18 protein-coding genes are annotated in these 19,383 nt (G+C 33.9%); 14 read left to right on the top strand and 4 right to left on the bottom strand.

What is annotated here, in order from left to right; all coding sequences use genetic code 11:
• Positions 1-203 precede the first annotated feature (203 nt).
• The 3 genes from H3T54_RS09230 (at position 204) to H3T54_RS09220 (ending at position 3,285) form a co-directional block, all read left to right on the top strand.
• Positions 204-965: a GntR family transcriptional regulator gene (locus tag H3T54_RS09230; protein ID WP_110448452.1), complete on the top strand. Its 762-nt coding sequence runs from the start codon at positions 204-206 to the stop codon at positions 963-965.
• A 75-nt stretch (positions 966-1,040) separates the two neighbouring features.
• Complete coding sequence (gene uxuA, locus H3T54_RS09225) at positions 1,041-2,222, top strand: mannonate dehydratase (protein WP_198222203.1); 1,182 nt, start codon at positions 1,041-1,043, stop codon at positions 2,220-2,222.
• A gap of 598 nt (positions 2,223-2,820) precedes the next feature.
• Entirely contained in the window at positions 2,821-3,285 is a 465-nt protein-coding gene (locus tag H3T54_RS09220; RefSeq protein WP_086364764.1) for a DUF3597 domain-containing protein, read from the top strand.
• A gap of 89 nt (positions 3,286-3,374) precedes the next feature.
• Here the strand turns inward: H3T54_RS09220 and pth are convergent, their stop codons facing one another.
• Positions 3,375-3,959: an aminoacyl-tRNA hydrolase gene (gene pth / locus H3T54_RS09215; protein WP_198222201.1), complete on the bottom strand. Its 585-nt coding sequence runs from the start codon at positions 3,957-3,959 to the stop codon at positions 3,375-3,377.
• A 77-nt stretch (positions 3,960-4,036) separates the two neighbouring features.
• A complete protein-coding gene (locus H3T54_RS09210; RefSeq protein ID WP_086319756.1) occupies positions 4,037-4,984 on the bottom strand; it encodes a ribose-phosphate pyrophosphokinase in 948 nt (315 codons plus the stop codon).
• A gap of 260 nt (positions 4,985-5,244) precedes the next feature.
• Between H3T54_RS09210 and trmB the strand changes: the two genes are divergently transcribed.
• The 8 genes from trmB (at position 5,245) to relA (ending at position 14,944) form a co-directional block, all read left to right on the top strand.
• On the top strand, positions 5,245-5,949 hold the full coding sequence (gene trmB / locus H3T54_RS09205; protein WP_110448455.1) for a tRNA (guanosine(46)-N7)-methyltransferase TrmB: 705 nt from the start codon (positions 5,245-5,247) through the stop codon (positions 5,947-5,949).
• Between the two features lie 15 nt (positions 5,950-5,964).
• Entirely contained in the window at positions 5,965-6,690 is a 726-nt protein-coding gene (gene nfsA / locus H3T54_RS09200) for an oxygen-insensitive NADPH nitroreductase (RefSeq protein WP_198222199.1), read from the top strand.
• Positions 6,687-7,850, top strand: coding sequence for a bifunctional glucose-1-phosphatase/inositol phosphatase (gene agp, locus H3T54_RS09195; protein ID WP_110448457.1), 1,164 nt, complete (start codon positions 6,687-6,689; stop codon positions 7,848-7,850). The genes nfsA and agp overlap by 4 nt, the downstream gene beginning before the upstream one ends.
• A 679-nt stretch (positions 7,851-8,529) precedes the next feature.
• Positions 8,530-9,546, top strand: a complete 1,017-nt coding sequence (gene galE / locus H3T54_RS09190) for a UDP-glucose 4-epimerase GalE (RefSeq protein WP_198201297.1) — start codon at positions 8,530-8,532, stop codon at positions 9,544-9,546.
• 45 nt (positions 9,547-9,591) lie between these two features.
• Positions 9,592-10,641, top strand: coding sequence for a galactose-1-phosphate uridylyltransferase (galT, locus tag H3T54_RS09185; RefSeq protein ID WP_198222197.1), 1,050 nt, complete (start codon positions 9,592-9,594; stop codon positions 10,639-10,641).
• Between the two features lie 203 nt (positions 10,642-10,844).
• Complete coding sequence (coaD, locus tag H3T54_RS09180) at positions 10,845-11,333, top strand: pantetheine-phosphate adenylyltransferase (protein ID WP_065651485.1); 489 nt, start codon at positions 10,845-10,847, stop codon at positions 11,331-11,333.
• 15 nt (positions 11,334-11,348) lie between these two features.
• Positions 11,349-12,680, top strand: a complete 1,332-nt coding sequence (gene rlmD / locus H3T54_RS09175; RefSeq protein ID WP_198222195.1) for a 23S rRNA (uracil(1939)-C(5))-methyltransferase RlmD — start codon at positions 11,349-11,351, stop codon at positions 12,678-12,680.
• 5 nt (positions 12,681-12,685) lie between these two features.
• The gene (gene relA / locus H3T54_RS09170; RefSeq protein WP_110448463.1) at positions 12,686-14,944 is read left to right on the top strand and encodes a GTP diphosphokinase; all 2,259 of its coding nucleotides are present in this window, start codon (positions 12,686-12,688) and stop codon (positions 14,942-14,944) included.
• 45 nt (positions 14,945-14,989) lie between these two features.
• Here relA and folA read toward each other — a convergent pair whose 3' ends face one another.
• Together folA and H3T54_RS09160 are read right to left on the bottom strand one after the other, a co-directional pair.
• Positions 14,990-15,490: a type 3 dihydrofolate reductase gene (gene folA / locus H3T54_RS09165; RefSeq protein ID WP_110448464.1), complete on the bottom strand. Its 501-nt coding sequence runs from the start codon at positions 15,488-15,490 to the stop codon at positions 14,990-14,992.
• 10 nt (positions 15,491-15,500) lie between these two features.
• Positions 15,501-16,565, bottom strand: a complete 1,065-nt coding sequence (locus tag H3T54_RS09160) for an MJ1255/VC2487 family glycosyltransferase (RefSeq protein WP_198222193.1) — start codon at positions 16,563-16,565, stop codon at positions 15,501-15,503.
• Positions 16,566-16,819: 254 nt separating this feature from the next.
• Between H3T54_RS09160 and H3T54_RS09155 the strand changes: the two genes are divergently transcribed.
• The 3 genes from H3T54_RS09155 (at position 16,820) to H3T54_RS09145 (ending at position 19,343) form a co-directional block, all read left to right on the top strand.
• Complete coding sequence (locus H3T54_RS09155; protein ID WP_110448466.1) at positions 16,820-17,188, top strand: hypothetical protein; 369 nt, start codon at positions 16,820-16,822, stop codon at positions 17,186-17,188.
• Between the two features lie 130 nt (positions 17,189-17,318).
• Positions 17,319-18,863, top strand: a complete 1,545-nt coding sequence (locus tag H3T54_RS09150) for a multicopper oxidase family protein (RefSeq protein ID WP_198222191.1) — start codon at positions 17,319-17,321, stop codon at positions 18,861-18,863.
• Positions 18,864-18,998: 135 nt separating this feature from the next.
• On the top strand, positions 18,999-19,343 hold the full coding sequence (locus H3T54_RS09145; protein ID WP_110448468.1) for a hypothetical protein: 345 nt from the start codon (positions 18,999-19,001) through the stop codon (positions 19,341-19,343).
• The last annotated feature ends 40 nt before the right edge of the window (positions 19,344-19,383 follow it).

The raw sequence follows: 19,383 nt of genomic DNA, 5'->3' as shown, positions 1-19,383 counted from the left end.
TTTTTTTATTTTTGTGACGAACATCACATTTTTTGGTTTATATTATGAGTTATTTTGCAAAAAAACACTATAATACCGAAAAATATTGGTAAACCAATATAAAAACTGAAACGACTTTCTGTTATTATAGGCTTAGAGGAGTTGTAATAATTAGCGTATAATTATCTACATTAAACTTTAAAGTATTCTAAGGACTATAGATTATGCCAAGGGTCAATCGACTTTATCAAGAAATTGGTAATGAGTTGAAATCATTATTAAAAAGTGGAACTTTTAAAATTGGTGATCGGCTCCCACCAGAAAGAGACATTGCTGAAACTTTTAATGTCAGTAGAACAGTAGTTCGTGAAGCGTTGATTATGCTAGAGCTTGAAAATTTAGTTGCAGTAAAAAAAGGCTCCGGTGTTTATGTAATTGGTTTACCTGATGAAGTCTTATCTGAAAAAGATAGAAAAATTGAAGAAGAAGATTTAGGTCCATTTGAATTATTACAAGCTAGACAATTAATTGAAAGCAATATTGCCGCTTTTGCAGCTTCACAGATTGTCAAAGCAGATATTGTTGAATTAAGAGCAATATTGGAACAAGAACGGAAAATATTAGAACAAGAAGTTCTTGATGACTATAGTGCTGATGAAATGTTTCATATTGCTATAGCACGAGCTACCAAAAATTCTGTACTTGAACGTTTATTGACAGATCTATGGGCTAAACGATCTACAAGTAAAATGTGGGACCAGCTACAAAGTAGAATTACCGATCATAGTTACCGTAAAAAGTGGCTATATGATCATGAAAAAATTCTACAAGCTTTACAGTTAAAAGATGCTATGGCTGCACGCCATGCTATGTGGCAACACTTAGAAAATGTTAAACAAACATTAATGACTGTTTCTGACAGTGAAGATCCAAATTTTGATGGTTATTTATTTGACTCTATTCCGGTCACTATTGTTAACCAATAGCTGAAAATATGCATTGTTAATGGATCTTCATTTAAGAATGACTTATTAAATAAAGAATCATTGAGGAGATTTTAGATGGAACAAACAATGCGTTGGTTTGGACCTAGCGACCCAGTATCATTGGATGATATTAGACAATCCGGAGCAACCGGAATTGTTACAGCATTGCACCATATACCTAATGGTGAAGTATGGACTATTGATGAAATTCAAAAGCGAAAAAAAATAATCGAAGATAAAGGCCTCACTTGGTCAGTTGTCGAAAGTATTCCAGTTCATGAAGAGATAAAAACCCATTCAGGTAACGTTGAACAACATATTGCTAATTATCAACAATCTATTCGTAATTTAGCCGCTTGTGGTATTGATACTGTTTGTTACAATTTTATGCCGGTATTAGACTGGACTCGCACCGATCTTGGTTATCAATTACCAGATGGTTCAAGAGCTCTTCGCTTTGATCAAATTGCCTTTGCAGCATTTGATATCCATATTTTACAACGACCTAATGCCGAAAAAGATTATAGTCAAGAAGATATCCTTTCAGCAAAAACTTACTTTGAACAAATGACACAAGCCGATAAAGATAAACTGGTCGCAAACATTATTGCTGGTTTACCTGGCGCTGAAGAAGGTTATTCACTTGATCAGTTTCGAGCTCATCTTGCAACTTATGATGGTATTGATAAAGCTAAATTACGCGAAAACTATGCTTATTTCTTAAAAGCTATTGTACCTGTTGCAGAAGAAGTTGGCGTTGTATTAACTGTTCATCCAGATGATCCTCCTAGACCGATTTTAGGTCTACCTCGCATTGTTTCAACGATTGAAGATATGCAATGGATAAAAGAGACTGTTGATAGTATCCATAATGGTTTTTGCTTTTGTACTGGCTCTTATGGTGTTCGTAGTGATAATGATTTAGTTACTATGGCTGAAAAATTTGCCGATCGAGTTTATTTTATTCATCTACGTGCAACAGTACGTGAAGATAATCCATTATCTTTCCACGAAGGCGATCACCTAGCTGGAGACGTTGATATGTATGGCGTAATAAAAGTACTTATTGCGGAAGAAGAACGTCGCAAAAAGGCTGGCATAAACCGTTTAATACCCGTTCGTCCTGATCATGGTCACCAGATGCTTGATGATCTTAAAAAGAAAACTAATCCAGGTTATTCGGCAATAGGACGCTTAAGAGGTTTAGCTGAAATCCGGGGGGTTGAATACGCAATTAAACGTGCATTTTTCGAATAAAAAATAATTTTTCTGTATTGAAAGCCCTGATTATGGGCTTTTTTTATTTTCCATAATTTACATATAAAAATAGCGTGATATACACGCTATTTTCCTTATATAGTTAGGATGTTTTTACTATAAATAATTATTTTTCAGAATTATCATTGATATCTACTAATTGAAACATTTTTAATCAAATTAAAGAATTAAATTTGCAAGCCAATTTCTTAGTCTATAGCTGTTTTCTATTGTTTAAAGTGAATTAATAAAATCCATATTACAATTGGTAAACCAAATATGCTAGTATTTTTAACCAATATATTAAAAATATTTAAAAAATCGCGATACATATCACACATATTTATATAATTGGTATAATAAATTTATAGAGCCAAAAGATAAACCTGTTTAAATTAATAGTTAAATAGCCTAAACAAGAATACCTAATAAAAGCAGTCAATATTTTTGCGTTTATAAGCAATATTACAAAAAATGCTATTAAAGGATTGTGGTTTTGACATAATTTATACTTAACCGCTATACTTAAAGGGATATTTTCTACATCTATATCGTTAAGCAGTTTTTTAATAAGCAGTTTAAACATAAGGGGTGTAATATGGGTATCTTAAATAATATTTTTTCAAAAATATTTCCAAGCGCACAAGCCGCTGTAGGTCATGCTAAAGATGCAGTGAAAGAGCAAGTTGATAAAATCACTGACACAGTAAAAGACAAAACTTCAGATAATACTTCAAGTAATAACACAAATAATAGTAATTCCGATCAAAATCAACAAAACACATCGGACAACAAAGCGCCGATATCTGAGATCGATGTCATGTCAATTTTGGATAATTTGGCTAAAAAATTTCCAGAAAAACTTAATTGGAAAACATCTATTGTTGATTTATTGAAATTATTAGGTATCGATAGTAGTTTAGATGCACGTAAAAAACTCGCCACCGAACTTAATTATACCGGCAGTACTGACGATACCGCATCGATGAATACATGGTTAATAAAAGAAGTAATGAAGAAAATAGCTGAAAAAGGTGGTAATGTTTCTCATTTATTTTCTTAATCAGAATTGATACGTGATTTGTTATCCACCTGTTTATCAGGTGGATTTTTTTATAGTCAATTAATTAAAACACGCTATTGTTAACAACTTTAAGCTTTAAATGCATGCAAACGATTCATCGCACTTTCAATTCCATCAATTAATAAAATATTAGTACAATAGACTGATTCATCAATAGCTTTATCAATTAATTCTTGCTCTGGTTTAGAGGGTTTATTTAAGACATAACCAACTACTTTATTTTTATCGCCTGGATGGCCAATGCCAATTCTTAATCGATAGAAATTCAGATTATTGCCAAGTTTACTGGCAATGTCTTTTAAGCCATTATGGCCACCATGACTACCGCCAAATTTTAATTTGGCAATCCCTGGATTAAGATCTAACTCATCATGAGCAATTAATATCTCATCAGGCTTAATTTGATAAAAAGAAGCCATTGCTTGCACTGCTTTACCACTTAAATTCATAAAGGTAGTTGGTACTAACAAACGAACATCATGCCCATTGATGTTAATTCGAGAACTATATCCAAAAAATTTAGGATCATTTTTTAATGGTTGATTATAACGTTCAGCAAGTAAATCAACATACCAAGCTCCCGCATTATGGCGAGTTGCGGCATATTCATTACCCGGATTGGCTAACCCTACAATTAGTTTGATTGTTGACATAATAGTTTAATCGTTAATTATCCTGTTATTACAAAAAAGCCCCTAATAGGGGCATTTATCTAATTCAGAAGAAAAGATTATTGATGGAACATTGCTGAAATCGATTCTTCGTTACTAATACGTCGAATTGCTTCAGCAAGCATACCTGATAATGTAAGTTGACGCACATTTTTCAATGCTTTAACTTCCGCTGTTAATGGAATTGTGTCACAAACTACAATTTCATCAATAGCAGAGTCTTTAATGTTACTTACAGCTTTTCCTGAGAAAATTGGGTGAGTTGCATAAGCAAAGACACGTTTTGCGCCACGAGCTTTTAATGCATCAGCCGCTTTACAAAGTGTTCCTGCCGTATCGATCATGTCATCAACTAAAATACAATCTCTATCAGCAACATCACCGATAATATTCATCACTTCTGCTTCGTTAGCTCGTTGACGACGTTTATCGATAATAGCCATATCAGTGTCATTTAAAAGTTTAGCAATAGCACGAGCACGAACCACACCACCAATATCTGGAGATACCACGATTGGGCGTTCAAAATCACGTTGCAACATATCTTCTAAAATAACAGGGCTACCAAACACATTATCAACGGGTACATCAAAGAAACCTTGAATCTGTTCAGCATGAAGATCAACGGTTAAAACCCTATCAACACCTACAGTCGATAAAAAGTCAGCAACAACTTTGGCTGTAATAGGCACACGGGCTGAACGTACGCGACGATCTTGTCTTGCATAACCAAAATAAGGAATAACAGCAGTAATACGACCAGCAGATGCTCGACGCATCGCATCAATCATCACTAATAATTCCATTAAATTGTCATTGGTAGGCGCACAAGTTGATTGGATAATAAAAACATCTTCACCACGGACATTTTCATTAATTTGGACATTTACTTCACCGTCACTAAAACGGCTAACAATAATATCACCAAGAGAAGTATAAAGACGATTAGCTATACGTTTTGCTAGTTCGGGTGTGGCGTTACCAGCAAAAAGCTTCATATCAGGCACGAGAAATCCTCAAGCATGTAATCATGATTACATAAAACGTAATCGGTTAAATCGGGATCACAATTATATAATCATTTACAGATTATGCTCAACCACATTATAAAAATTTATTAAAAATATTTTACATTCATCACATTAATATATAAAAAACTAAGTTAATAAGATGTTTTTTTGAAGTAAATAAAAAATCAGGTAAACTACTATATAGCTAAGATGCTCAATTATCCTAATAACCTATTTAACCTAACAGCAGATACGCAATGAGTGAACAATTAGACACAAATAACCAAGTAATAGAATCTAAACGAACAATACGAAGTTTTGTATTAAGACAAGGCCGTTTAACTAAAGGACAACAACAGGCTTTAACGCATTTATGGCCTATCTATGGTGTTGAGTACAATGCTATCTCACCAATTGTTTTTGAAGATAATAAACCAGTGGTGTTTGAAATCGGTTTTGGTATGGGCGCTTCATTAATTGAAATGGCAAAAAATGCCCCATCCAAGAACTTTTTAGGTATTGAAGTCCATAAACCGGGCGTTGGAGCTTGTTTAATGGCAATTGAGGAAAATCAATTATCTAATTTAAAAGTTATGTGCCATGATGCCGTTGAAGTGTTAGAAAACATGATACCTGATAACTCATTAGATAAGGTGCAAATTTTCTTCCCCGATCCATGGCATAAAGCAAGACACAATAAACGTCGAATCATTCAACCTAATTTTGTTGCTTTAATTCATAGAAAATTAAAGACTGATGGTATTTTACATTTAGCTACCGATTGGCAACACTATGCAGAGCATATGCTTGAAGTATTAAATCAAGCGGAGGGATTTAAAAATTTATCTGCCACTAATGACTATATTCCAAGACCTGAAGATCGCCCTATTACCAAATTCGAAAAACGCGGTCAAAATCTGGGGCATGGTGTTTGGGATTTGCAATTTATAAAAAAACAGTGATATTAAGGAGCCGTTATGACAAATAAGACAATTGATTTAATTTGCCAGCGTCGTTCAATTCGATCTTATAAATCAACACCATTAACAAGTGAACAGATTAATGAAATTATTCAAGCAGCACAATCGGCTCCAAGTTCAAACTTTTTACAATGCGCAACCATCATTAGAATCACTGATAGTGAGAAAAGATCAGAATTAGCTCATTATTCAGGCGATCAGAGTTATATAGTTCAAGCGCCAGAGTTTTGGGTGTTTTGTGCCGATTTTAACCGTCATTTTCAAATTGATGCTACCATTCCACTTGAAAAAGCCGAGCAACTTCTAGTGGGTTGTATTGATACCACACTTATGGCTCAAAATGCGGTGATTGCAGCGCAGTCATTAGGTTTAGGTACGGTATACATCGGCGGTTTACGCAATAATATTGCTAAAGTGACCGAATTACTTGCGCTACCTAAATATGTTCTTCCTTTATTTGGACTTTGTATTGGTTATCCTGACCAAAATCCTGATATTAAACCACGATTACCAAAACAATTAGTTTTTTTTGAAAATCATTATCAATCGATTAATCATCAATTATTAGCACAATATGATAGCCAAATGCGTGACTATTATGGTCACAGAGATATTAATCAAAAAACAAATGGTTGGAGTGATAAAATTGCCGAAACAATTAACAAAGGGCAACGAGATTTCGTTTTAAATTATTTGCATAAACAAGGATGGATAACTAAATGAAAAAAGATCAATACCAATTAGATAAAGTTGTAATACTAAGTCGTCATGGAATACGCACTCCATTAGCAAACACCATAGAGTTTTTAGAAAAAGCTAGCCCATTGAAATGGCCAAGTTGGGATCATGCTTATGGTTATTTAACTACCAGAGGAGGGGTTTTAGAATCTTATTTTGGACATTATCTATCGCAATGGCTTGAACAACAAAACATTCGCCTTACACCGGAAAATCCTGATATATATGTTTATGCTAATAGTCTTCAAAGAACAGTTGCCACCGCTCAATTCTTAGTTACAGGGGCTTTTGCGGGTTATGATATCCCGGTTAACCACAAATATACCATTGAAAAAATGGACCCTATATTTGATCCAAGTGTACAAGATGATTCACCAGAATCTAAACAAGCATTATTAAAAGATATTGATGATGCAGATAAAGCTGAATCAATTTTCAAAAATTTAGCGCCAGCTTATGCGATGCTATCGGATATTTTGGACTATAAAAATTCACAATTATATGCTGAATATCAATGTGATTTTGCTGATATTCCTTATGATCTTCATTTTGTAAAAGATGAAGAGCCAGAATTATTAGGGCCTCTAGCAATTGGCATTTGTGCTGTTGATGCTTTCTTATTACAGTATTATTCAGCTTTTCCTAAAGAACAAATTGCATGGGGAAAAATAACCAGCCAAGAACAATGGCAACAACTTATACAAATTCGTAACCACTATATTAATTTAGTTTTTCATTCCAGATCTATAGCTAGAAAAAATAGTGCATTATTAATTAATATGATAGATGATCTGTTACACCAAAAGAATAACAAGATAAATTTACTCGTTGGCCATGATAGTACCATTGCTGCACTACTTGGTGCCTTGGATTTCGCCGAATACCAACTTCCTAATCAATGTGAAAATACACCAATTGGTGGTATGGTTATATTACAACGTTATCGTAATAAAGCATCGGGGGAATACTTGTTTAAAGCTGAATACGTTTATCAAAGTTTTGAACAACTTTACACCGCGCAACCACTTGATATCAATCATCCACCACAACATTACCAACTTCAGCTAAAAAATGCCGTAGCAAATAGTGACGGTTTTTATCAGTGGCAAGACTTTGAAACTCGCCTAAAAGAATTTAAAAAATAAATAAATTAGATTGTCTATAAATGTTTAAAGTTTAAACGATTAGACAATCTAAATATCTCCTCTATATTACTAATACATTTTAATTAATTTCATAAAGTAAATTTGGATATCATTCACTTTTATTTGATTATTTCATCTATTTTATCTATCAGCTTGTTATTAAAACTAAATATCACTCTTAATATTGCTATTAGTTTTTTCTTCAGTTAGTTTTATGTTAATTGATAGCAAATATGCTTATCACTTGCTAAAGCTATTAGCTTCATCAAAATAACATGCCTCCTTTGTCAAGTTCGCCATAGAAGCCATTATAGTAAAAAATACCTATGGTGAAAAAATTATGATTATTTATTATTACGTTTCTGGACATCAAAATACATAATTACTCATTTATCTTTTCTCTTTCCACTTATCAATAACTGTATATTTGATAAAATTTTTATTGCAAAACAAATGACTATGATGTTTAATTCGACTAATTTTAGTATTTTGTTAATATTGGTCTAGAAGGAGCTTATTTAGTACTAGGCTAAATCAAATTCAGTTTTGCATTGAAATCATCCTTAATAATATGGTTAAGGTCATTAAGTGCTTTTTAAACTGAATATAATATAATTTAATAAATTCGATAATTAATCTAAATTCAATAAACGTAATTAGCATAAATTAAGGTATCAAGATGAAAATATTAGTCACTGGTGGTTGTGGATACATTGGTAGTCATACTTGTGTCCAATTAATTCTTTCTGGTTATACTCCGATTGTGATTGATAATTTATTCAATAGTAAAGCTTCGGTTTTAGAAAGAATACGCACCATTACTGGACAATCAGTTGAGTTTTATCATGGTGATATTTGTGATGCTGAGTTACTAACAAAGATTTTTAATGAACATGACATTAAAGCTGTTATTCATTTTGCTGGCTTAAAAGCCGTAGGCGAATCCGTATATAAACCACTTGAATACTATGAAAATAATGTCTATGGCACTATTGTTTTAATGAAAGCGATGCGTGAAGCTGGAGTTAAACAATTAGTGTTTAGCTCATCAGCTACCGTTTATGGTGAATTAGCTCCCGTCCCTTATGTCGAAACATTACCACAAGGATTACCGACTAGCCCATATGGTAAAAGTAAGCTGATGGTCGAACAATGTATAATGGATTTAGCGGTTGCTGAACCTGATTGGTCTCTTACCTTATTGCGTTATTTTAATCCTGTTGGTGCTCACCCTAGTGGTTTAATGGGGGAAGATCCACTCGGTATCCCTAATAATTTAATGCCATATATTACCCAAGTTGCGATTGGAAAACGAGACTCTTTATCTGTTTTTGGTAATGATTATCCAACAGCTGATGGAACCTGTGTTCGTGACTTTATTCATGTCGTCGATTTGGCTGATGGTCATATTGCAGCACTCAAAGCCGATCAAAATAAAGCTGGAGTACATATCTATAATTTAGGTTCAGGAATTGGTTTTAGTGTCCTACAAGTAATAAAAGCCTTTGAAAAAGCTTCAGGAAAACCACTTAATTGGCATTTTGCACCAAGACGTGCTGGTGATTTAGCTGCGTTTTGGGCAGATACAAAGAAAGCAGAACAACAATTGGGCTGGAAAACTAAATTAACCCTTGATGATATGGTCAAAGATTCATGGAATTGGCAATCTAGCAATCCTCAAGGCTATCCTGATTAATTAATGTTTGGCAAATAATAGGAAAATAACCAATAAGAGACATAAATGGATATTTTTAACCCAGTAGACCATCCACATCGTCGATATAACCCATTAACCGAGCAATGGGTATTAGTTTCGCCGCATAGGGCAAAACGCCCTTGGCAAGGTCAACAAGAGACAATAAATGAGGAACAAAAACCTTATTATGATGCAGATTGTTTTTTATGTCCGGGAAATAAACGTGTAACCGGTGATATCAATCCTAATTATACGGGAACATTTGTCTTTACTAATGATTTTGCCGCGTTAATGCAAGATATACCTGACTCACCTATTAGTCATGACCCGTTATTCCAAATGCAAAGTGCCAAAGGTACAAGCCGAGTAATCTGTTTTTCTCCCGACCATAGTAAAACGTTACCCGAACTAAATTTATCTGCCATTGAAGAAGTGATAAAAACTTGGATCACCTTACAACAAGAATTAGGAAAAAATTATCCATGGGTACAAATTTTTGAAAATAAAGGGGCGGCTATGGGCTGTTCCAATCCGCATCCTCACGGGCAAATTTGGGCAAATAGTTTTATCCCGAATGAGATTGCTCGAGAAGATTTTAATATGTGTAACTATTTTCAAAAGTATGGGCGAAATTTGTTAGTTGATTATGTACAAAAAGAGTTAATCAATCAACAGCGTATTATTGTTGAAACTGAACATTGGTTAGCTGTAGTTCCATTTTGGGCTGTCTGGCCGTTTGAAACACTATTGTTACCGAAAAAACATATTCCTAGATTGACTGATTTAACTCAATCAGAACAAAAAGATTTAGCTATAGCCTTAAAAAAATTAACTTGTCGCTACGATAATTTGTTTAATTGCTCTTTTCCTTATTCTATGGGGTGGCATAGTGCACCATTTATTAATGGTAATGCAGATTATTGGCAAGTACATGCTCATTTTTATCCTCCATTATTACGTTCAGCCAGTATTAAAAAATTTATGGTCGGTTATGAAATGCTTGCAGAAGCGCAACGAGATCTAACGCCAGAACAAGCTGCAGAAAGATTGCGCGACCTTAGTGATGTACACTATAAAGATAAACCTAACGAATAACGAATAACGAATATTTTATAGTTAAAAATTGGACATAAAACAGCTAACATTTACGTTATCCTCAATATTTTTTATCACTACAAAAAATTTGAGGAAAGGGATTTTTTTAGGATAAAAAATCGAAGATTTTACATAGTTAACCTAACAATCTAGGTTAAAATTAGGTATGATATTCCCCTATTCACTAATGGATATTAAGATAAATGAAAAGCAAAGCGCTCACAGCGATTTTCCCAGGAACATTTGATCCAATCACCAATGGTCATATCGACCTAATTACCCGCGCATCGCAATTGTTTCCCCGTTTAATTATAGCTATAGCGCAAAATCCAAATAAAAAAACGCTGTTTACTTTAGAAGAACGAGTAAACTTAGCCTCAACATCGGTTGAACACTTATTGAATGTGGAAGTGATTGGCTTTGATAATCTTATGGCTGACTTCGCCCAAAAACATGCGGCGACAGTGATAGTCAGAGGAGTGAGAACAACTCACGATTTTGAATACGAAAGACAATTAGCTGAAATGAACCGAGCATTAAACCCTGATTTAGATACTATCTTTTTAATGCCATCGATTGCGATGGGATTTATTTCATCAACCATTGTTAAAGATGTTGCTTTGCATGGTGGAGACATCTCTAATTTAGTACCTTTACATGTCAAAACAGAGTTACTAAAACGGTTAACATAACTTCAATTTATTAATATGGTTAATTTTTACACCCCTACAAAAAAGAAGCTTACTGCACAAAAATTGACAGTTACTATCACTAATTTAGATGCCTTTGGTCAAGGCGTGGCAAATCATAAAGGTAAAACAATTTTTGTAAAATCAGCTTTACCTAATGAAACAGTTGATATCCAATTAACTGATGATAAAAAAAATTATGCTAAAGCAAAAGTTATAAAATACCACAATCATAGCCAACAGCGGGTCACACCAAAATGTAAATACTATACAAAATGTGGCGGCTGTGAATTACAACATATTTCATCAAATTTACAGCAACAAGCTAAATATGAAGCCTTGATCAAACTTTTACAGAAAGAAGCTGGGGCGGAGTTGAACTATAAAGACAACTCACCTAATATCATTGCCGACCAACCATATCATTATCGTAGGAGAGCTAGATTAGCAATCAATTTAGTTAAAGGTGAATTATTAATCGGCTTTAGGCAGGCAGAATCAAACCAAATTATAAATATAGAACACTGTCCAGTATTAGTTGAACAATTAGATAAATTATTAATGCCATTACAATCTTGTTTAAGACAAATTAAACAAAAAAAATCGCTTGGCCATATTGAATTGATTGCGGTTGATAGTGGCATTATCCTTGTGTTAAGACACACCATGCCACTCACAGAGCAAGATAGCATTTTATTAAAACAATTCGCTGAAACTCACAATATTTCACTCTATTTTCATGGTCATGACCTGATTCATATTAGTGGCAGCACTGAACATTATTATCTGATTAATCATCTAAAATTAACTTTCAGTCCACTCGATTTTATACAAGTTAATAGTCAAATTAATCAAAAGATGATTGATAAAGCCTTAGAATGGTTAGATATAACTTCAGATGATAAAATACTCGACCTATTTTGTGGTATGGGTAATTTCTCATTACCTATGGCAATAAAAAGCCAATCAGTTACAGGTATTGAAGGTGTTGAGGCTCTGGTTGAAAAAGCCAAGATCAATGCTAAACTAAATAAAGCTAAAATTGGTGCTAAAACTCAGTTTTTCACCTGTAATTTAGAAGATAAACAGCAATTTTCAATATGGAATCAGTCAAAATTTGACAAAGTATTATTAGATCCAGCTAGAGCCGGTGCTTATAATGCTACAGCAGAAATTGTTAAGATATCACCGACAAAAATAGTTTATATTTCATGCAATCCTGCTACATTGGCTAGGGACTGCAAGCTATTTATTGAGGAAGGATACAACATTGTAAAAGTAGCTATTTTGGATATGTTTCCACAAACTAAGCACATTGAATCAATGTTGATGTTAACTAAATCAGGATAATAATTATGGTATCAATTAGAGGCGCCCATCAACAAAATGACGAACATTACACGCTCGCACAATTTGATGTTGAACGATGGGCAAAACAAGAACTGTTATTAACCAATATTGAATCTTATCAAAAATTTAAAGATATTTGGGATTTTTGTTTTGAGCATAGTGCTGGTGAACCAGAGCAAATCTATTGCTTCGAAAATGCCATTGAAATGGTTGAAATTTTATCAACCTTAAATATGGATATTAATAGTTTAGCAACCGCTCTTTTACTACCTTTCTTTGATACTAAAATTATCTGCCGTGAAGATCTACCAGAAAATTTTGACCGAGAAATAATTCATATTCTTTCTAGTGTTGTCAAAATGAAGGACATTAGGCAACTACGTGCTATCCGTAATGGTCATGCAACAAACGAACAAATTGATAGTATTCGTCGTATGTTACTTGCGATGGTTAATGATTTCCGTAGTGTAGTCATTAAACTAGCTGAGCGTATTACTTATTTACGAAATTTGATGCATGCGCCAAAAGAAGATCAAGTGCTAGCTGCTAAGGAGTGCTTTAATATTTATGCCCCCTTAGCTAATCGACTCGGTATTGGTCAATTAAAATGGGAGCTTGAAGATTTTTGTTTCCGTTATTTACATCCTGACCAATATCGTTTTATTGCCCATAAATTACATGAGAAACGTCTAGATCGCGAATCATATATCAATCAATTTGTTAAAAATTTACAGGATATGATGAATAAAGATCATATTCGTGCCGAAGTTTACGGTCGCCCTAAACATATCTATAGCATATGGCGAAAAATGGAACGTAAACATCTACAATTTGAAGATTTATATGATATTCGAGCGGTACGCATCATCTGTGATCGAATCGAAGACTGCTATAATGCCTTAGGTATCGTACATAGCCATTATAAACATATTGCAAAAGAATTTGATGACTATGTCGCCAATCCAAAACCCAATGGATATCAATCAATTCATACTGTGGTTTATGGCCCAAATAATAAAACTATTGAAATTCAAATACGTACCGAACAAATGCACAATGATGCTGAATTAGGTGTAGCAGCACATTGGAAATACAAAGAAGGCAGTACAGATAAAATGACTGCCTACGATCAGCGCATTTCTTGGCTACGTAAATTATTAACTTGGCAACAAGAGATGTCAGAAAGTGGTGAAATTCAGGAAACTGTCCGTAGTCAAATTTTTGATGATCGCGTTTATGTATTTACACCAAAAGGGGATGTTGTTGACTTGCCTGCCGGTTCAACCCCATTAGATTTTGCTTATCATATTCATAGTGATGTTGGTCACCGTTGTATCGGTGCTAAAGTTGCGGGGCGCATAGTACCGTTTACCTATATATTAAAAACGGGTGATCAAGTTGAAATTATTACCCAAAAACAACCTAATCCAAGTCGCGATTGGCTAAATCCAAATACTGGATTTGTAAATAGCAGCCGAGCACGAGCAAAAATACAAGCTTGGTTTAAAAAACAAGATCGAGATAAAAATATAGCTGCTGGTCAACAAATTTTAGACAATGAATTAGAACCGTTAAATATTAGTCTAAAAAGTGTCGAAAAGATTCTGATTAGTAAATATAACGCTCATTCGTTTGACGAAGTATTAGCTGGGATAGGTAGTGGGGATGTTAGAATTAACCAACTAGTTAATTTTATTAATGCCCAATTTAATAAACCAACTGCTGAAGAGGAAGATGAAGCTGTTCTTAAACAGATCACCCAAAAATCAACCTCTCAAGCCAAAAATACCAATAAAACATCATCGATAAAAGGTGGTGAAATTATTATTGAAGGAGTAGATAATTTACTCTATACCATTGCTAATTGTTGTCGCCCTATCCCCGGTGATCCAATTGTCGGTTTTGTTACCCAAGGACGTGGTATTTCAATCCATCGCTCAGACTGTGAACAGCTGCAAGAGCTAAAAAATCACGCACCAGAACGAATCACCAGTGCAGTGTGGAGTGGTAATCATAACGCAAGTTATACCATGGTCATTCGCATCATAGCTAGTGATAGAAGTGGATTATTGCGTGACATAACAACAATTTTAGCTAATGAGAAAGTAAACGTCTTAGGAGTTTCGAGTCGCATAGATATGAAACAACAAATTGCAACGATTGATATGGATATGCAAATTTTTGATCAGGACTCTCTTGAACGAGTTATGAATAAAATAAAACAACTTTCTGACGTGCTGGAAGCAAAACGCTTACAAGGATAATAATTCGGTTGCCACTAGTATGTGAGTGGCAACCTTATCTATTGATTAACTTCGCTGTAAAATCTCAAATTGGTAATCATAACAATTTTTATCATCCGCTTTATGATTTTCTAAATAAATTTGTTGCCATGATGTTTGCAAATAATCAGGAAAATAAGTATCGCCAGTCAATTTGGCATCAATATGAGTTAAATAAAGTCGATTAACTAAAGGTAATACCTGTTGATAAATATTACCACCGCCTATAATAAAGGCTTCTTCTACTTGTTGCTGATTAATAATTGATATTGCCTCATCAATCGATTTAACCCAACTAACATTAGGATTAATTGACGTATTACTTTCAGCCTGTCGACTGATGACAATATTGTGGCGATTAGGCAATGGTCTACCAATAGATTCAAACGTTTTACGCCCCATAATCACAGGTTTATTTAATGTATTTTTTTTAAACCACGCTAAATCTGCAGGCATGTGCCATGGCATTTGATTGTTCATACCAATTACACGATTATCCGCCATTGCAACAATTATACTTAATATCATTGTAGTTCCTTTATACATAACCTAAAGATTTGATGCGCTCACTTACATTACTCGGAAATTTAGTCTGCGACCACAGTCTTTGGCTTAAAGAAAGTAATGTCTCTTTTTGACCTGAAACTATCCAATTCGCTAATTCAGTCGCCACATCAGGATAAATAGTAGGTTTAGGTGACGGTAGACCTAACCAATATTTCAACTTCATACTATTTAAATGTTCCATAACGGTTGCCATATCCAAAGACTGCAAACATTGGGCATTGTAAACTTGTTCAAATTGACCCGCGACTGGTTTAGTTAAAATCTTTTTACCCAAAGATAACGCTTCTGAAATTAAAGCAAATCCGGTATTTGAAATAATACCAGAACAACTTAGTAGAGCTTGAGTAAAATTATCTCGACTTAGCGGTTGTAATAAAATATTACCGCGTGCAGAAGATTGTTTTATTTCAGGGTGAAAACAACTAAATTGATATTGCGGAAATTGGCTTAATAATTCGGTAATTTCAGTTAAATCTTCAAAAGGCAAATAAACGATAATTTTACCATCTTCAGTTGGTGGTGTAGCAAATGAATCAATCATTGGCGGAATCAGTTTATGACCAAAATGGAACCAATGTAAACCAATAGGTTGTGTAACTGGAGCATAGTATTTCATAATCACATTTGCTATCGTGCCATATTCTTTAGGCTTGAGATATTGGCAAACAGACTGATTACTGATACCTAAACATTCGCGATTCTGATGATGTGCAGCCCAAGCACTAACTGGTTCAAAATCACTAATAATACAGTCATATGCAGATAAATCTAAATCGCGAACATCTTTAATTAATCTAAAAGCCCGAATTCTTTGGATGGTTTTACGAAAATTGATTTTGCCATTAAGCGTAGCAAATGAAAGGCCACCAAACGTTCGGTAGTTGCCAAAAGCTTGCATGTCAAAATAATCTATAGGATCACGACCACTTAAAATATAGTCAACATCCGCTCCAACCTTTTTTAAAGATTTGGCTAATGTTCGACAACGACTGATATGGCCATTTCCTGTTCCTTGTACTCCAAAAAGAATTTTCATATCGTTATTATTCATAATGTTTTTTATGTGAATATGATACCAGAACCAATTATATTTGGCTTATATATTTTTATGATTATCTTGTACTAGGTAACCATTAATAGACCAATTAATTTTGATGTTACAGATTGAAAAATTAGTGATTATTAGCAATTGAAATTGAATAAAACTTCCATCTGTTAAAGTGGTATAAATTTAATGTTTTCTCTAGTAAAATAACTACAAGGTTTGTTAGATTAATTGCGTGATAAACAATGTCATTAGCCATAAACAAAAAGCGAGTGAATATTTTAATTATATCAACAATCTTTTTGTTTTTTTCTTCTATTTGGCATGTTCCACTCATTATTTCCAAACCTTGTACTGTTCATCATTCACCTAGCTTACAATCTTTAAGGGTGAACGCAAATCATCACTCTCCAGTAATTGATTTGTCGACTTCTAAATCAACAAAACCTTTTATTAGTGAATCAGTTAATCATTGTTTTGCTTGTGGCATGGCTATTGCTAATTATAGCGTTAATATTGATTATCCGATTTACCGTGAACAATATCTACCAACAAATTTTATTCCTGAATATAAAGAATTTATTCCTGAGTTAAAACCACCAAAAATTAGCTAATTTACGCTCTGTTAAATATTAGTAATAAATACTGGAAATCAATAACACATTAGCTTGCTAAACGACTAGATGAGTTTGGAAAGCAAACTGCTGGTTATTATTTAACTAAATAAATGATTATAGGAATACTATGAAACGCCGAAATTTTATAATGAATATTACTGCTGCCGTTGGTGGTTTAATTGCAACAAAAGCCATTGCCAAATTAGATCATTCATCAATGTCTGACATGGTTTGTGATGTTAAATCTGATAATTGTGATAAGGGGGACAACATGCACGATCATATGAATATGAATATGAACAACAAACAACCACAAAAACTATTATCTACTTCAGCATTACCAAAAGGTCATGATTTACCCAAATTCCAACTGTTAAAAAATAGTAGTCATCAATCAGGTATATTTGAAGCTACTATTGAAGCCAAACCAGTAAAAATTGCATTAACGCCTGATATCACTACCGAATTTTGGGCTTACAATAATTCAATACCTGGGCCGCTTATTGAAGTTTATGAAGGTGATAAAGTCAAATTGACAGTAAAAAATAGACTGTCACAATCAACAACGGTGCACTGGCATGGTTTACTTGTGCCATCAAATCAAGATGGCAATCCACAAGATGAAATACCGGCTGGCAGTGAACGTATTTACGAATTTACCATCCCTGAAGGGAGTGCTGGTACCTATTGGTATCATCCTCATGGTCACAACACCGTTGCCGAACAAATAGCGAGAGGATTAGCGGGGGTATTTATTGTTCGTAGCAAAAAAGACCCTTTAGAATCTTTACCAGAACTAAATTGGTTTTTCTCAGATCTAAAACTGACAGACAAAGGAGAAATTGCCGATAACTCAATGACTGATTGGATGAATGGTCGAGAAGGACAATTTGTATTAATTAATGGTGGTTATCGTCCAAAAATGAAAGTTAATACTGCAACACGTGTTCGAGTTTGGAATGCCTGTTCTGGACGTTATCTTAACCTTTCAATTCCAGGTTGTGATGTCTTTTTAGTGGGTAGTGATGGTGGATTGATGCCTGAACCAATTTCCCTTGAAAAGCCACTATTATTATCACCTGCCGAACGCGCAGAATTGGTAATTTTACCCAAACAAACCGGTACGGTTTACTTACAATCAATTGGTTATGATCGCGGTAAGATGGGAAATGTACCACCAGAACAAGATATAATACTTGCTGAATTAGAGCTACAACAAGCGAATTCAATTGTTTTACCTTCGCCATTACGAACTCTACCTAAAATTGGTGAAGCAAAAGCGCATAAAACGCTTGAATATACAGAGGTCATGGACAAGAACGAGCCAAGAGGTGGCATGCTGTTTTTAATTAATGGTAAACGGCATGATATGAAACGAATTGATCTAGAAAGCAAAATCCATGATGTTGAAGAGTGGACAATATTTAATAATTCACATATGGATCATAATTTCCATATTCATGGTACACAATTCACGATTGTATCGCATGAATTTGATGGTAAAAAATATCCACCAGAATATGTGGCATTAAAAGATACCATCAATTTACGTCCTCACGAAAAAATCACCATAAAAATTCAACAAAATATGCCAGGATTGCGCATGTATCATTGCCATATCGTTGAACATGAAACACTCGGTATGATGGGACAATTAATGGTTAAGGATTAGATAACTATATACCCACTATAAAAAATGGTGGGTATTTTTAATTACTATTATCATAAAAATTCGAATATTCAGACAGTTTATTAATCAATAATAATAGTTTTTCATTTTGGCAAAAAATGCTAAGATACTGCGGTTATGACTACGATTAATTACTGGCAACATATAAGTAAACGCCTTATTATTAAAACTGCATTATCGCACTTATTATTAGGTGTAATTGCTACTGGGTTCGGTTTTTACCAACAAAATGCGTTACCAGTTCAATCATTTACAAGTCAAGTTGGTATTATTGCGATTACTGAAATAGTTCAAGATCAGCAAATTCCAACTAAAAAAACCTCGCAAATCTTATCTTTGTCACCAAAGCAGCATTACGATAAGCAAATTATCGCGCGAAATTATGACGAAGTTAATCCAAATACTGTTATTCGATTATCTCCCTATAATGGAATAAGAGCCGGTCCAAACGCTACCGCCTAATAGATTTTACATAATCAAATTAATTAATTTATTTAATAAG

The sequence above is a fragment of the Gilliamella sp. B14384G10 genome, assembly GCF_016101685.1.
In the GTDB taxonomy this organism is placed as follows: Bacteria; Pseudomonadota; Gammaproteobacteria; order Enterobacterales; family Orbaceae; genus Gilliamella; species Gilliamella apis_A.
Note: the sequence above shows the minus strand (reverse complement) of the source record. Positions and strands in the feature narration are given on the sequence as shown.

Bases quoted from the DNA above. Each gene is read 5' to 3' on its own strand.
- H3T54_RS09230 (WP_110448452.1), top strand. From the start codon at position 204: ATGCCAAGGGTCAATCGACTTTATCAAGAAATTGGTAATGAGTTGAAA.
- uxuA (WP_198222203.1), top strand. From the start codon at position 1,041: ATGGAACAAACAATGCGTTGGTTTGGACCTAGCGACCCAGTATCATTG.
- H3T54_RS09220 (WP_086364764.1), top strand. From the start codon at position 2,821: ATGGGTATCTTAAATAATATTTTTTCAAAAATATTTCCAAGCGCACAA.
- pth (WP_198222201.1), bottom strand. From the start codon at position 3,959: ATGTCAACAATCAAACTAATTGTAGGGTTAGCCAATCCGGGTAATGAA.
- trmB (WP_110448455.1), top strand. From the start codon at position 5,245: ATGAGTGAACAATTAGACACAAATAACCAAGTAATAGAATCTAAACGA.
- nfsA (WP_198222199.1), top strand. From the start codon at position 5,965: ATGACAAATAAGACAATTGATTTAATTTGCCAGCGTCGTTCAATTCGA.
- agp (WP_110448457.1), top strand. From the start codon at position 6,687: ATGAAAAAAGATCAATACCAATTAGATAAAGTTGTAATACTAAGTCGT.
- galE (WP_198201297.1), top strand. From the start codon at position 8,530: ATGAAAATATTAGTCACTGGTGGTTGTGGATACATTGGTAGTCATACT.
- galT (WP_198222197.1), top strand. From the start codon at position 9,592: ATGGATATTTTTAACCCAGTAGACCATCCACATCGTCGATATAACCCA.
- coaD (WP_065651485.1), top strand. From the start codon at position 10,845: ATGAAAAGCAAAGCGCTCACAGCGATTTTCCCAGGAACATTTGATCCA.
- rlmD (WP_198222195.1), top strand. From the start codon at position 11,349: ATGGTTAATTTTTACACCCCTACAAAAAAGAAGCTTACTGCACAAAAA.
- relA (WP_110448463.1), top strand. From the start codon at position 12,686: ATGGTATCAATTAGAGGCGCCCATCAACAAAATGACGAACATTACACG.
- folA (WP_110448464.1), bottom strand. From the start codon at position 15,490: ATGATATTAAGTATAATTGTTGCAATGGCGGATAATCGTGTAATTGGT.
- H3T54_RS09160 (WP_198222193.1), bottom strand. From the start codon at position 16,565: ATGAAAATTCTTTTTGGAGTACAAGGAACAGGAAATGGCCATATCAGT.
- H3T54_RS09155 (WP_110448466.1), top strand. From the start codon at position 16,820: ATGTCATTAGCCATAAACAAAAAGCGAGTGAATATTTTAATTATATCA.
- H3T54_RS09150 (WP_198222191.1), top strand. From the start codon at position 17,319: ATGAAACGCCGAAATTTTATAATGAATATTACTGCTGCCGTTGGTGGT.
- H3T54_RS09145 (WP_110448468.1), top strand. From the start codon at position 18,999: ATGACTACGATTAATTACTGGCAACATATAAGTAAACGCCTTATTATT.